13 protein-coding genes are annotated in these 13,808 nt (G+C 59.4%); 8 read left to right on the forward strand and 5 right to left on the reverse strand.

Going from position 1 to position 13,808, the window contains the following annotated elements; all coding sequences use genetic code 11:
- The first annotated feature begins 25 nt into the window (after nucleotides 1-25).
- Nucleotides 26-169 carry a hypothetical protein gene (locus SM763_RS16745; protein ID WP_165832660.1) on the forward strand — a complete coding sequence of 48 codons (144 nt, stop codon included), beginning with the start codon at nucleotides 26-28 and terminating at the stop codon, nucleotides 167-169.
- A gap of 127 nt (nucleotides 170-296) precedes the next feature.
- Here the strand turns inward: SM763_RS16745 and coaD are convergent, their stop codons facing one another.
- The 3 genes from coaD to SM763_RS16760 all read right to left on the reverse strand — a co-directional run bounded on the left by coaD (nucleotide 297) and on the right by SM763_RS16760 (nucleotide 2,384).
- Nucleotides 297-791 (reverse strand): pantetheine-phosphate adenylyltransferase, encoded by a 495-nt coding sequence (coaD, locus tag SM763_RS16750; protein ID WP_065270370.1) that lies wholly within the window; start codon nucleotides 789-791, stop codon nucleotides 297-299.
- A gap of 127 nt (nucleotides 792-918) precedes the next feature.
- On the reverse strand, nucleotides 919-1,353 hold the full coding sequence (locus SM763_RS16755; protein WP_065270371.1) for a CBS domain-containing protein: 435 nt from the start codon (nucleotides 1,351-1,353) through the stop codon (nucleotides 919-921).
- A 134-nt stretch (nucleotides 1,354-1,487) separates the two neighbouring features.
- Nucleotides 1,488-2,384: a LysR family transcriptional regulator gene (locus SM763_RS16760; protein WP_065270372.1), complete on the reverse strand. Its 897-nt coding sequence runs from the start codon at nucleotides 2,382-2,384 to the stop codon at nucleotides 1,488-1,490.
- 148 nt (nucleotides 2,385-2,532) lie between these two features.
- On the opposite strand from SM763_RS16760, the gene SM763_RS16765 reads away from it, so the two are divergent.
- Together SM763_RS16765 and SM763_RS16770 are read left to right on the forward strand one after the other, a co-directional pair.
- Nucleotides 2,533-4,032, forward strand: coding sequence for a CoA-acylating methylmalonate-semialdehyde dehydrogenase (locus tag SM763_RS16765; RefSeq protein WP_368999237.1), 1,500 nt, complete (start codon nucleotides 2,533-2,535; stop codon nucleotides 4,030-4,032).
- A 255-nt stretch (nucleotides 4,033-4,287) separates the two neighbouring features.
- Nucleotides 4,288-4,884 carry a L,D-transpeptidase gene (locus SM763_RS16770; protein ID WP_065270374.1) on the forward strand — a complete coding sequence of 199 codons (597 nt, stop codon included), beginning with the start codon at nucleotides 4,288-4,290 and terminating at the stop codon, nucleotides 4,882-4,884.
- Between the two features lie 20 nt (nucleotides 4,885-4,904).
- Here SM763_RS16770 and SM763_RS16775 read toward each other — a convergent pair whose 3' ends face one another.
- Entirely contained in the window at nucleotides 4,905-6,698 is a 1,794-nt protein-coding gene (locus SM763_RS16775; protein WP_368999238.1) for an O-linked N-acetylglucosamine transferase, SPINDLY family protein, read from the reverse strand.
- Nucleotides 6,699-6,934: 236 nt separating this feature from the next.
- Between SM763_RS16775 and SM763_RS16780 the strand changes: the two genes are divergently transcribed.
- The 5 genes from SM763_RS16780 (at nucleotide 6,935) to SM763_RS16800 (ending at nucleotide 10,837) form a co-directional block, all read left to right on the forward strand.
- Nucleotides 6,935-8,080 (forward strand): acyl-CoA dehydrogenase family protein, encoded by a 1,146-nt coding sequence (locus SM763_RS16780; protein WP_274834238.1) that lies wholly within the window; start codon nucleotides 6,935-6,937, stop codon nucleotides 8,078-8,080.
- 8 nt (nucleotides 8,081-8,088) lie between these two features.
- Complete coding sequence (locus SM763_RS16785; RefSeq protein ID WP_368999239.1) at nucleotides 8,089-9,129, forward strand: enoyl-CoA hydratase/isomerase family protein; 1,041 nt, start codon at nucleotides 8,089-8,091, stop codon at nucleotides 9,127-9,129.
- A 3-nt stretch (nucleotides 9,130-9,132) separates the two neighbouring features.
- Nucleotides 9,133-10,005, forward strand: coding sequence for a 3-hydroxyisobutyrate dehydrogenase (gene mmsB / locus SM763_RS16790; protein WP_368999240.1), 873 nt, complete (start codon nucleotides 9,133-9,135; stop codon nucleotides 10,003-10,005).
- A 134-nt stretch (nucleotides 10,006-10,139) separates the two neighbouring features.
- Nucleotides 10,140-10,331 (forward strand): YgaP family membrane protein, encoded by a 192-nt coding sequence (locus tag SM763_RS16795; RefSeq protein ID WP_065270379.1) that lies wholly within the window; start codon nucleotides 10,140-10,142, stop codon nucleotides 10,329-10,331.
- 191 nt (nucleotides 10,332-10,522) lie between these two features.
- The gene (locus SM763_RS16800) at nucleotides 10,523-10,837 is read left to right on the forward strand and encodes an excinuclease ABC subunit A (protein WP_368999241.1); all 315 of its coding nucleotides are present in this window, start codon (nucleotides 10,523-10,525) and stop codon (nucleotides 10,835-10,837) included.
- A 33-nt stretch (nucleotides 10,838-10,870) separates the two neighbouring features.
- Here SM763_RS16800 and uvrA read toward each other — a convergent pair whose 3' ends face one another.
- The gene (gene uvrA / locus SM763_RS16805; RefSeq protein WP_368999242.1) at nucleotides 10,871-13,732 is read right to left on the reverse strand and encodes an excinuclease ABC subunit UvrA; all 2,862 of its coding nucleotides are present in this window, start codon (nucleotides 13,730-13,732) and stop codon (nucleotides 10,871-10,873) included.
- Nucleotides 13,733-13,808 lie beyond the last annotated feature (76 nt).

Below are 13,808 nucleotides of genomic sequence, written 5' to 3' on the forward strand. Positions count from 1 at the left end.
GGGCGTTTCTTTTTGGCGGACAGCTATGACCAATCAAATTGCTATTGTCATGGGGATTATCCTGACAGCCGCCATCGCCATCGACGTGGCGCTGTTCGGCAGCGAGCACATGGTGTTTCTCGGCAAGAAGCTGTTCGAACTGATCGACTGGGTTGCGTTCTGGCGCTAAGACATGCGTCGCCCGCTGCACAGCATTTGACCCATTGACCCAATAGAAAAAGCCGGGCGAGGCGCCCGGCTTTGTCATTTCGCGGCGGAGCAATGCCCCGTACCCTATCTGGAAACTTCAGACCGGCCTATTTCGAAAGCCGCTTACGAAGTTCGTCGTTGACCTGGGGCGTGACGAATTTCGACACATCGCCATCCAGCCGCGCGATTTCCTTCACCAGTTTCGAGGCAATCGCCTGATGACGTGCCTCGGCCATCAGGAAGACCGTTTCAATCGAGCTGTCCAGGGCCCGGTTCATGCCAACCATCTGGAATTCATACTCAAAGTCCGCAACCGCCCGCAGGCCCCGCACGATGATCTGCGCGCCAACATCGCGGGCGCAGTGGATCAGCAGGTTCTCAAACGGGTGCGCGACGATCTCGGTGCCGGTTTCCTCTGACAGTGAGGCACATTCGGCCTCGATCATGGCAACACGCTCTTCCAGATCAAAAAGCGGTCCCTTGTCCCGGTTAATCGCAACACCGATCACCAGTTTATCCACCAATGCGCTGGCGCGGCGGATGATGTCGATATGGCCCAAAGTGATCGGATCAAATGTGCCGGGGTACAAGCCTATACGCATTGGGGGCCCTCCTGCCTCCTCAGAACTCGCGCGCACGCAAACATATTTGCGCCTGTCCTGACAAGAGGGGGAAAATACGGAAACACCTGTTCCGGCACGTCATCTGGTAAGAAAATTTCGCCGGGGCCTAGTGCCCCATGATCATGCCTTCCAGAGCGTCCTTTTCCATCGCGACTTCGGCCAGCTTGGCCTTGACCACATCGCCCAGCGAAATCAGCCCGACCATCTTGCCGCTTTCGACCACAGGCATGTGGCGGAACCGGCCCTCGGTCATCTGCTGCAGGATATCTTCGACGTTGGATTCGCTGGTGCAGGTCACCAGCTTGCTGGTCATGTAGTCCTTGACTTTGCAGGTCAGGCAGCCAGACCCACTTTTGCCCAGCTCACGCACGATATCGCGCTCGGACAGGATCCCCTCAGCCGTCTCATTGTCGGAAGACACCACCACGGTCCCGATGCCTTTCTCCGCCAACAGCTTGGCCGCGTCAGAAACCGGAGCCTCAGGAGAAATCGTTACCACCCCGGCGCTTGCCTTGGATTTCAAAATCGATTGAACCAGCATGAACTCTCCTCCACTCGTAATTTTCTTGCGTAAATACAAGCGTTGCCGCAATGCAGATCCAAGTCAAGAACATGTCCAGTCAGTTTTGGAAATAGCTGCGACAATTTGGTAGGAAAGCCGCAGCAGATCCAGCGTCAGGTCAGTGCCTCCAGCCGCGCCACCTCGTCGCGGATCCCCTTGGACAGCGCCTGCGCAAACCGGTTCAGACGCTCGCTGCGCTGATCACCCTGATGGCGCACCAGATAGAAACTGCGCGACAGGCTGATCTTGTCGGTCAGCACCTTGCGCAAGACCCTATGCGCGGGCAGTGAAAAATCATGCGCCACACAAAGCGCAGTGCCCTCGGCTGCCAGTTTGATTTGTACCGAGACCGAGTTGGAGGCCAGCGCCACCCGCTCCACCCCCAGATCGCTGAGGTAGTCCAGCTCCCGATCAAAGATCATGTCCGGGATATAGCCGATCATCCGGTGCCCCTTCAGATCCTCAAGTTTTTCCAGCGGCGGGTGCTCACGCAGATAGTGGCGCGACCCCACAAGATGAAGCTTGTAATCAGTAATCTTCTGAACCAGCAGCTGCCCGGCAGTGGGCGCGCTGACGGTCACGGCCATATCCGCCTCGCGGCGCGACAGGTTGATGACCCGCGGCAAGGCAACGATCTGGATATCGAGATCGGGGTTTTCGGCGCCAATCGCGGCGCAGACCTGCGGCAGGATATAATTGGCGCTGCCATCCGGCGCCCCGATGCGGATCTGCCCCGACAGCGTGTCGCTGGGACCGCTCAGCGCCTCCTGCCCGGCCCGCATCGCCTGTTCGGCGGTCTCTGCATGGGTCAGCAACCGGTCCCCAGCCGCACTCAGCGCATAACCCTGCGGGGATTTGACGAACAATGGGGTGTCCAATGCAGCCTCGAACCGGGCGATACGCCGCCCGACGGTCGCGGGGTCCATCTTGAGCACCCGCCCGGCACCGGACAGGCTGGCCTCGCGCGCGACCGCGAGAAACACTTTCATATCATCCCATTGTGGGTCCATGCCGGGATCCTCCTCGACGTTCCTGTACCTTATGTTCTTGCCCTGCGATCGATACTTGCGTTCTTGCAAAGCCTTTTTGAAATCTTTCCCCTTTTCCGGTGTTTTTTGCAAGTCTATGTTGCCGCCAAAGCGTATAGGGAGGAATCCGATGCAAGAACTCACCCATTATATCAACGGCGAACACGTCAAAGGCACGTCCGGCCGTTTTGCAGATGTCTTCAACCCGGCAACCGGTGAAGTGCAAGCCAAAGTGCCGCTGGCCTCTAAGGACGAGATGGAACAGGCCGTGGCCATCGCGGCCGCCGCACAGCCCGCATGGGCCGCCGTCAACCCGCAGCGCCGCGCTCGCGTCATGATGAAATTCGTCGGCCTGCTGAACCGCGACATGGACAAGCTGGCCGAAGCGCTGAGCCGCGAGCACGGTAAGACCCTGCCCGATGCGGCTGGTGACGTGCAGCGTGGTCTGGAAGTGGTCGAATACTGCATCGGCGCGCCGGAACTCCTGAAAGGTGACTACACCGACAGCGCCGGGCCGGGCATCGACATGTACTCCATGCGTCAGGCCCTGGGCGTGACCGCAGGTATCACCCCGTTCAACTTCCCGGCGATGATCCCAATGTGGATGTTTGCCCCGGCCATCGCCTGCGGCAACGCCTTCATCCTGAAACCGTCCGAGCGTGACCCGTCGGTTCCGCTGATGCTGGCAGAACTGATGGAAGAAGCCGGTCTGCCCAAGGGTATCCTGCAGGTCGTCAACGGCGACAAGGAAGCCGTGGACGCGATCCTTTACAACGACACCATCCAGTCGGTCGGGTTCGTGGGGTCCACCCCGATTGCCGAATACATCTACGGCACCGGCTGTGCGCAAGGTAAGCGCGTACAGTGCTTTGGCGGCGCCAAGAACCACATGATCATTATGCCCGATGCGGACATGGATCAGGCCGCAGACGCGCTGATCGGCGCAGGCTACGGTGCTGCTGGTGAACGCTGCATGGCAATCTCGGTTGCGGTTCCTGTCGGTGAAGAAACCGCCGACCGCCTGATCGACAAGCTGGTGCCGCGCATCGAAAAGCTGAAAGTCGGCCCCTACACCGCAGGCAACGATGTGGACTATGGTCCCGTTGTCACCGCCGCCGCCAAGGAAAACATCCTGCGGCTGGTCGAATCCGGTGTCGAGCAAGGCGCAAAGCTGGTGGTCGATGGTCGTGACTTCAACCTGCAAGGTTATGAGGACGGCTTCTTTGTCGGCCCGCACCTGTTCGACAACGTCACCACCGACATGGACATCTACAAGAAAGAGATCTTTGGCCCGGTTCTGTCCACCGTGCGCGCCAAAACCTACGAAGAGGCACTTGGCTATGCCATGGACCACGAGTATGGCAACGGCACCGCGATCTTCACCCGCGATGGTGACACCGCCCGCGATTTCGCCAACCGGATCAATATCGGCATGGTCGGCGTCAACGTTCCGATCCCGGTGCCGCTGGCCTATCACACCTTTGGTGGCTGGAAGAAATCCGCATTCGGCGACCTGAACCAGCACGGCCCGGACGCCTTCAAGTTCTACACCCGGACCAAGACCATCACCTCGCGCTGGCCGTCGGGTATTCGCGAAGGCGGCGAGTTCAACTTCAAGCCAATGGACTGATCCTGGATCTCATACCGACATGCAAAGCCCTGGCCGAAACGCCGGGGCTTTGTTTTTTGCTTTCCTCCATGGGAGTGCCGCGATATCGGGCAGCGGCAAGCAATTTTTGCGCCAGGCCCCGGACCGCACGAACACAAATTCGTGAGGCCACCAAAACCCTCCGGAAACCACTGGCCAAATTCGCTGAAGTGAATATGTTCCCGGACAGACCCCGAACGAAACCGAGCAGTTTCGAAACAGAATACAGGAGGCACCATGACACAACGGATCACCCGCCGGAGCACAATCCTTGGGTTGGCGGGGGCTTTGGCAACCCCGACACTCCTACGCGCGCAATCCACTGATGCCTTCCCCGCCGATGAGGCACCGATCCGCGATCAGACAGCGGTAAAAAGGAACATCTCGGCCTTTACGCAGCAAAACTGGCAGGATCATTTCGACGAGCTGGGTGTGGGCTGCCTGCTGGCGGATGTTGCCTCGCGTGCGGTGCATTACTGGGGCGGGGACGGCGAAAGTTACCGTCTTTTCCCCTCTTCCGTGCCGATGAGCGACGAACTGACCAAGCGCGGCTATACCAAGGTCGTGCGCAAGGCAAAGAATCCTGGCTGGACCCCGACCGCGAATATGCGCGAACGTGACCCCACTCTGCCCCGATATATGGAAGGCGGCCCGGGCAACCCGCTGGGCACCCGCGCCATGTATCTGACTTGGCCGGCCTATCTGGTGCATGGCACCCATGACACCCGCAAGATCGGGCGCCAAAGCTCATCCGGCTGTATCGGTCTTTACAACCAGCACGTCGAGGAGCTCTACGAACTGGTTGAGATCGGGACGCAGGTGCGGATCCTTTAGGATCCGCACAGCGGCCTCTGTCAGTTCAGGGACAGGTGCTTGGGCTTGTATCCTTCCTCATGGCGCAGGATTGCCTTTTCCATCAGGTTCTCGAAGTCGCGAACATACTGCTCCGAGTCATACAGCGGAGTGGTCCAGAGATTGTCCTTGAGACGCTGTTTAATCTCGTTCAGAGCCTCACGATCCGTCGCTAGTTTGTACGCTAGGTCGTAGTACTCCTCTTTTGTCTCGGTCACCAGATCCGGGCACCCTATTGCGGTGACGATGCTGGCTGCGACACGTGCAGCGAACTGTTTGCCAGCCTTGGTCACGATTGGCAGCCCGGACCAGACCGCCTCACTTGCGGTGGTATGGGCGTTACAGTTGAACGCATCCAGGAACAGATCTGCCCGCCCCATCCGGCTCACGTGTTCTACCATGGAAACCCTTGCCGCGAACACCAGCCGTTCGGGTCCGATCCCGCGTGCTTTCGCCTCCCGTAGCAGGTTCTCCTGAGTGGTGATGGTCGGCGCAAAAAGCCAAAGCACACTGTCCGGCACATTGTGGAGAAGCTTCGTCCAGACATCGAACTCGGCCGGTGTGACCTTGTTCGGGTTGTTAAGGCTGCAAAACACAAACGCATCTTCCGGAAGCCCCAGTTCAGCGCGAGTAGGCATATCCGGCGAATGCTCCCTTGTGTTGTCATTCACCTGATAACAGTTGGGCATATAGAGAATTTTTTCACTGAAGTGCTGACGCAGCGATGGCGGCACCGTAATTTCATCCCCAATGAAATAGTCCATCGTCGGCAAGCCGCTCGTTCCCGGATAGCCGAGGAAAGCAACCTGAACCGGCGCCACCCGCTCTGCAAATGCAGCCAGCCTGGCGCCTTTCGTATAGGTTTTCATGTCGATTGCGATGTCGACGCCATCCTTGCGCGCCAACTCAGCCATTTCATGATCACTGATATCGCGCACGTTGTGATAGATATCCGCGCTCTCTTCCACTTGCAGTCGCACGGCACTATTTCCAGAACTGCCATAGTCATAGATAATAACCTCAAAGCGCTCACGATCTATTAGATCGAAAAACCGTCCCATCAGGAGCATTGTGGCGTGATCCCTGAAGTCGTCGGAAAAGAAACCGATCCGGATTTTCCGTCCGTGAACGCTGGTCCGGGAGAAACGCTTGTTTTCCTTAATCCGTTTCATCAAATCTCTACACCGCGCTTTGACGCGCACCTTGTGCAACGCCGGATCGTCCGTCAGACCCAAAAGCGTAAATGGCTGCACATCAAGGGGACACCTATCGCCCAAGCGCAAAATCTGCGGCAGCCGGTCAAAGAAACTCCAGTCGCTGTCCTTCATACTGTTATGAGCCCAGTTATAACCAGAATAGGCATCACTCGGATCGGTATTATGTGCTGCCTGGAAAAAACCTTTGGCATCGTGGGAGTTCCCCATGAGCCCCAGCAGGCTTCCGATCGAGTTCAACACTTGAGTGTCCAGCGGGTTGACACCCATTGCAGTCATGTAGGTTAAAAGCGCGTTATCCTTATCATCCTGCTGCAGGTAAACATCGCCTGAAAGCCGAAGAAGGACGATGTCTTCGGGATAGATCGACAGAGCCTCGTCAAGCATGGCACGTGCGGCGTTGTAGTCGAGCGAGACCACCAGATCCATCGCGTCGTCAATGTACTTCCGCGCAGTTTTTACCGTGCCAGCCTGACTGCCTTGCTGAATTCCAGCCTTCTTTTGCGTTTCGAACATCGCCAACCCTGCTGTTACCGACTGATTCGACGCGTTTTTCTGAAATTGGAAATCGAATTTTGACATGGATCTCTTCCGAAGTTCTGACAGTTCTATGATACCGTTCGCCGGCACATGGGCGTGGGTGCACTCTATGGCCGCGGTTCCTAAGAATTGGTTTCCGAAATCAAAATTCGCCTTAAAGGTGTGCCGCCGCCATTCCTGCAGCACGGCTTTGCAATTGCACAGCTTGCTCTGAGAGGCGCCTACGGATAAGTAAATAAACAACCGTTCAATTCACACCGCGCCAGGGAGGACACGACGTGGATTTCGCTTTGACAGAAGAACAGACCGCCATTTTTGACATGGCTCATGCCTTTGGTCAGGACAACATCGCCCCCTTTGCCCGCCAGTGGGAAGCTGAAGGCACCATTCCCAAGGATCTGTGGCCCAAGGTCGGTGAGCTGGGCTTTGGTGGGCTTTACGTCAGCGAAGAAGGCGGCGGATCCGCTCTGACGCGTCTTGACGCCACGCTGGTATTCGAGGCACTGTCTATGGCCTGCCCCTCGGTCGCGGCCTTCCTGTCGATCCACAACATGTGCGCCAAGATGCTGGACACCTTTGCCAGCGACGAGATGAAGGCCCGGGTGATGCCGGATGTTCTGACCCTGAACACGGTGCTCTCCTACTGCCTGACGGAGCCCGGTTCCGGTTCCGACGCGGCCGCGCTGAAAACCCGCGCTGAAAAGACCAACGAAGGCTACACGCTGAACGGCACCAAGGCCTTCATCTCGGGCGGCGGCTATTCCGATGCCTATGTCTGCATGGTGCGCACCGGGGAGGATGGCCCCAAGGGGATCTCTACCGTCTATGTCGAAGATGGCACGCCAGGCCTGTCCTTTGGCGGGCTCGAGGACAAGATGGGCTGGAAAAGCCAACCGACCGCGCAGGTTCAGTTCGACGATTGCAAGATCCCCGCGAACAATCTGGTGGGTGAGGAAGGCAAGGGCTTCAAATACGCCATGATGGGCCTGGATGGCGGGCGTCTGAACATTGCGTCCTGCTCCTTGGGGGCCGCGCAGACGGCGCTCAACATGACCCTGCAATACATGAGCGAGCGCAAGGCCTTTGGCCAGTCGATCGACCAATTCCAGGGCCTTCAGTTCCGCCTTGCGGATATGGAGATTGAACTGCAGGCCGCACGCACCTTCCTGCGTCAGGCGGCCTGGAAGCTGGATCAGGGCGCGCCGGATGCGACCAAGTTCTGCGCTATGGCCAAGAAATTCGTCACCGAAGCGGGATCGAAGATCGTCGATCAGTGCCTGCAGCTGCACGGCGGCTATGGCTACCTCGCGGATTACGGGATCGAGAAACTGGTGCGTGATCTGCGGGTGCACCAGATCCTTGAGGGCACCAATGAGATCATGCGCGTGATCGTGGCCCGCCACATGCTGTCTGAAAACCGCTGAGGTCTGGGATGAGCGATATCGACATTCGCGTGACCGGCTCAGCGGGCCGGATCACCCTGACCCGCGAAAAGGCCCTGAACGCCCTGTCCTATGACATGTGCATGGCCATTGATGCGGCATTGAAGGACTGGGCAACCAATGATGCGGTCAAAATCGTCGTCATCGATGCAAGCGGCGAAAAGGCCTTTTGCGCTGGTGGTGACATTGCCGAGCTTTATGCCACCGGCACCAAGGGCGATTACGGCTATGGGCGCACCTTCTGGCGCGATGAATACCGCCTGAATGCGCGGATCTTTGAATACCCGAAGCCGGTGGTCAGCTTCCTGCAGGGCTTCACCATGGGCGGGGGCGTCGGCATCGGCTGCCACGGCACTCATCGGATCGTCTGCGAGAGCAGCCAGATCTCCATGCCCGAGACCGGCATCGGCCTGATCCCCGACGTGGGCGGCACGCTGATCCTGGCGCTGGCGCCCGGGCGCTTAGGCGAATACCTCGGTCTGACTGCGGGCCGGATGAAGGCCGCCGACGCGATCTACGCCGGTTTTGCCGACCACTATATCCCGCAGGAGAAATGGCCCGGGCTAATCACCGCACTGGAGCAGGACGGCAACCCTGATATTCTGGCCAACGCCGCCGAGGCCGCGCCCGATGGCACACTGGAGGCCATGCAGGGTGATATCGACCGGCTGTTTGCCGGGGAAACCCTGAATGACATCCTGACCGTCCTTGAACAGGACGGCTCGGAGTTCGCCGCCACCGCCCAAAAGCCGCTGATGCGCAATTCGCCGCTGTCCATGGCCGCGACCGTGGAAATCCTGCACCGGCTGCGGGGCGCGACCCTGACCATCCGCAAGGCGCTGGATCTGGAGTATCGCTTTACCTACCGGTCGATGGAAAAAGGCGACTTTCTGGAAGGCATCCGGGCCCAGATCATTGACAAGGACCGCCAGCCCAAGTGGCAATACGCGGGCCGCTCCGTGCCAGCAGTTGCCGTCAGCCAGATGCTGATGCCGCTGGGCGCAGACGCACTGACATTTGAGGAGGAGTAACCCATGAAGATCGGATTTATCGGCCTTGGCAATATGGGCGGCCCGATGGCGGCCAACCTGGCCGCTGCAGGCCATGATGTCACCGGCTTTGACATGGCAGAGGTCAAGGTCGAGGGCGTCACCATGGCGCCGTCCGGGGCCGAAGCCGCCAAGGACGCCGACGTGGTCATCACCATGCTACCCAACGGCCAGATCCTGCGCAGCGTTGCGGATGAGATCATCCCGGCGATGAAAGCGGGCGCGGCCTTCGTGGACTGCTCTACCGTGGACGTGGATTCCGCCCGCGCCGTAGCAGAGCAAGCCGCCGCGGCAGGCCTGTTGCCGGGGGATGCGCCGGTTTCGGGTGGTATCGGCGGCGCCGCGGGCGGTACGCTGACCTTCATGGCCGGCGGCTCGGCAGAGGCCTTCGAGAAGGCAAAGCCGCTGTTTGACATCATGGGGCAGAAGGCCGTGCATTGCGGCGATGCAGGCGCCGGTCAGGCCGCCAAGATCTGCAACAACATGATCCTTGGCGTCACCATGATCGCCACCTGCGAGGCCTTTGCCCTTGCCGACAAGCTGGGTCTGGACCGGCAGAAAATGTTCGATGTGGTCTCCACCTCCTCGGGCTACAGCTGGACCATGAACGCCTATTGCCCGGCCCCAGGCGTCGGCCCGCAATCGCCTGCCGACAACGATTACAAGCCCGGTTTCGCAGCCGAACTGATGCTGAAGGACCTACGCCTGTCCCAGCAAGCTGCAGACAGCGCCGACGCGGACACGCCGATGGGCCAGCTCGCACAGGCGCTTTATGCGCAATTCGTCGAGAACGAGGATGGCATGGGCATGGATTTCTCGGCCATGCTGCCCCGGTTCGAAAAACGCAGCCGCGACTAAGGCACAGCAACAGATCAGTTGCCGATCAAATACAGGGGCGGACCGGATGGTGCCGCCCCTTTTCATTGACCCACATCATGTTCGACCGTCCAGACGCCGGGTATTCTCTGCCCATAACGAGGAAAGGACATGCCATGTTTGCAAACAACGTTGGGGGTCTGGACAAGATCCTGCGCATCGTCATCGGCGCATTGCTGATCGTAGGCGCGCTGATGGGCTATGGCTGGTGGATGTGGATCGGCGTGGTGCCGCTGGTGACGGGTCTGCTCGGGACCTGCCCTCTGTATTCCATCCTGGGCGTCAATACCTGCCCGATGAAGAAATAGCGACCGCTGGGGATTTGGTCGACTGGACGCCCGGATTTGGCTGCAATCTGCCGCTTTGATCCGGCCAATCGGCAAGATCAGGCTGAACAACTGCGCCCAGATGGTTTCGCAAGGAAGGCACCGGCTTGGCGCGCTATCCTTTGCGCTGACCGCCAATCACCGATTGGCACAAAGCACAGGAAAGGAACGTCATGCGTTTCATCATCACTGCTGTCATTCTGGGCCTCAGCCTCCCCGCCGCCAGTTTCGCCGCGCCAAAGGGCTGCCCGCCGGGGCTGGCCAAGAAATCCGTTCCCTGCGTGCCCCCGGGCCAGGTAGGCAAGCACCGCGGCCCGCACGCGGTGGGGGACAGGCTGATGAACTACATCATTCTGCGCGACCCCAAGCGGTACAGGCTGGACCCGAGGTACACCTATTACCGCAGCGACGGCTACCTCTATCGGGTCGATCCTGAAACCCGCAAGGTTCTGAACCTGATCGGTGCGGTTGCGGACATCCTGGAATAAGCGGAGCCGCGCCACCGACAGAGAGAGGCTGCCTTACTCGGCAGCCACCCTGCCCGCTTGCTCCAGCATCGGTTTCAGATAGCGCCCCGTATGGCTGCGCGGTTCTGCGGCCACCTGTTCCGGCGTGCCGGTGGCGACGATTTCCCCGCCACCATCACCGCCTTCGGGTCCGATATCGATGATGTGATCGGCGGTCTTGATGACATCAAGGTTGTGTTCGATCACCACCACGGAGTTGCCCTGATCCACCAACTCGTGCAGCACTTCGAGCAGCTTTTTCACGTCTTCGAAATGCAGACCGGTGGTGGGTTCGTCCAAGATATAGAGTGTCCGGCCAGTGGAGCGTTTCGACAGCTCCTTGGACAGTTTCACCCGCTGCGCCTCACCGCCTGACAGCGTGGTCGCTTGTTGGCCCACCTTGATATAGCCAAGGCCAACCCGCATCAGCGCGTCCATCTTGTCGCGGATCGATGGCACCGCGGCAAAGAACTGCTGCGCTTCCTCGACGGTCATATCCAGCACATCCGCGATGCTTTTGCCCTTGAAGGTGACTTCAAGTGTTTCGCGGTTATAGCGTTTGCCCTTGCAGGTTTCGCATTCCACGTAGACGTCCGGCAGGAAGTGCATCTCGATCTTGATGACGCCATCCCCCTGACAAGCCTCGCAGCGGCCGCCCTTGACGTTGAAGGAGAAACGCCCCGGTTTATAGCCGCGCGCCTTGGCCTCGGGCAGCCCGGCAAACCAGTCGCGGATCGGGGTAAAGGCACCGGTATAGGTCGCCGGGTTCGAGCGCGGTGTGCGCCCGATGGGACGCTGATCGATGTCGATCACCTTGTCCAGATGTTCCAGCCCCTTGATGGTTTCACACGGCGCCGGAGTCTGCCGCGCCCCGTTGAGGCGCATCGAGGCGGTCTTGAACAGGGTTTCGATCGTCAGGGTGGATTTACCGCCCCCGGATACGCCGGATACGCAGACGAATTTGCCAAGCGGGAATTCGGCTGTCACCTCTTTCAGGTTGTTGCCGGTCGCCTTGACCACTTTGATTTTCTTCTTGTTGCCCTTGCGCAGTTTGGCGGGAATTTCGATCTCCCGCACGCCTGACAAATACTGCCCGGTGACCGAAGCCGCATCGGCAGCGATCTGCTGCGGCGTGCCGTGGCTCACCACCTGCCCGCCATGCACCCCGGCACCGGGGCCGATATCGAACACATAGTCGGCCTGACGGATCATATCCTCGTCATGCTCGACCACGATCACCGTATTGCCCTGATCACGCAGGTTTTTCAGGGTCGTTATCAGCCGGTCGTTGTCGCGCTGATGCAGGCCAATGGACGGCTCATCCAGAACATACAGGACTCCGGTCAGGCCTGAACCAATCTGGCTGGCCAGTCGGATCCGCTGGCTCTCGCCGCCCGAGAGCGTGCCGGAATTCCGGCTGAGCGTTAGATATTCAAGGCCGACGTTGTTGAGGAAACCCAGCCTTTCGCGGATTTCCTTGACGATGGCGCGGGCGATTTCCTGTTTCTGGGTGCTGAGGTGATCCGGCACCTCCTCGATCCAGCCGAGTGCCTCGCGGATGGATTTCTGCACCACCTGACCGACGTGGATATCGGCGATCCGCACCGCCAGCGCCTCTTCCCGCAAACGGTAGCCGCCACAAGCACCGCAAGGGCGATTATTCTGGTAGCGTTCGAATTCTTCGCGGATCCAATTGCTGTCCGTCTCGCGATAGCGGCGTTCCATATTGGGAATGACGCCTTCGAAAACGCGGGTCACGTTGTAAACCCGGCCGCCTTCGTCATAGCGGAACGGGATTTCCTCATCGCCCGAGCCATAAAGGAACACCTGCTTCACATGGGCAGGCAAATCCTTCCACGGCGTGTTCTTGTCGAACTCATAGTGCTTGGCAATCGCCTCGATGGTTTGCAGGAAATAGGGAGATTTTCCCTTGCGCCAGGGCGCCAGCGCACCGTCATAAACCTTCAGGCTCTGATCCGGCACCACCAGACGTTCGTCAAAGAACAGCTCCATCCCCAATCCGTCACATTCCGGACAGGCCCCAAAGGGCGCGTTAAAGGAGAACAGGCGCGGCTCGATCTCGGGGATGGTGAAGCCGCTGACCGGGCAGGCAAAGTTTTCCGAGAAGGTGATGCGTTCGGGATCGCCTTCACGCGGAGCCGTTTCCAGAATGGCGATGCCATCAGCCAGATCCAGCGCAGTGCGCAAGCTGTCCGCCAGCCGGGTTTCCAGCCCTTCGCGCACAACGATCCGATCAACGACAACGTCGATGTCATGGCGGAACTTCTTGTCCAGCGTCGGCGGTTCGTCCAGCTCATAGAATTCGCCGTCCACCTTGACCCGCTGGAAGCCCTGCTTCCGAAGTTCAAGGAATTCCTTTTTGTACTCGCCCTTGCGATCCCGCACGATGGGCGCCAGAAGATAGCCGCGCGTGCCCTCCTCCAGCGTCATGACACGGTCGACCATATCCTGCACCTGCTGCGCCTCGATCGGCAGGCCGGTCGCGGGGCTATAGGGCGTCCCTGCCCGCGCGAACAACAGGCGCAGGTAATCGTAGATCTCGGTCACGGTGCCGACGGTAGACCGCGGGTTTTTCGAGGTGGTCTTCTGCTCGATGGAGATCGCCGGAGATAGGCCGCTGATGTGATCCACATCGGGCTTTTCCATCATGTCGAGGAACTGGCGCGCATAGGCCGAGAGCGATTCCACATAGCGGCGCTGCCCTTCGGCATAGATGGTATCAAAGGCGAGCGACGACTTGCCCGAGCCGCTAAGGCCGGTGATCACCACCAATTCGTCGCGCGGAATGTCCACGTCGATGTTTTTCAGGTTGTGTTCGCGCGCGCCGCGCACCTCGATGGACTTCAGCTCAGCCATGGAACCCCCGTTATTCGCGCCCCGGCCTGCACCGGTCGCCCGACCCTACAGATAGGCAAAGCTTTCCGAGTCTCCA

Source organism: Pseudophaeobacter sp. C1-32P7 (assembly GCF_041008775.1).
Taxonomy (GTDB): Bacteria; Pseudomonadota; Alphaproteobacteria; order Rhodobacterales; family Rhodobacteraceae; genus Phycobacter; species Phycobacter gallaeciensis_A.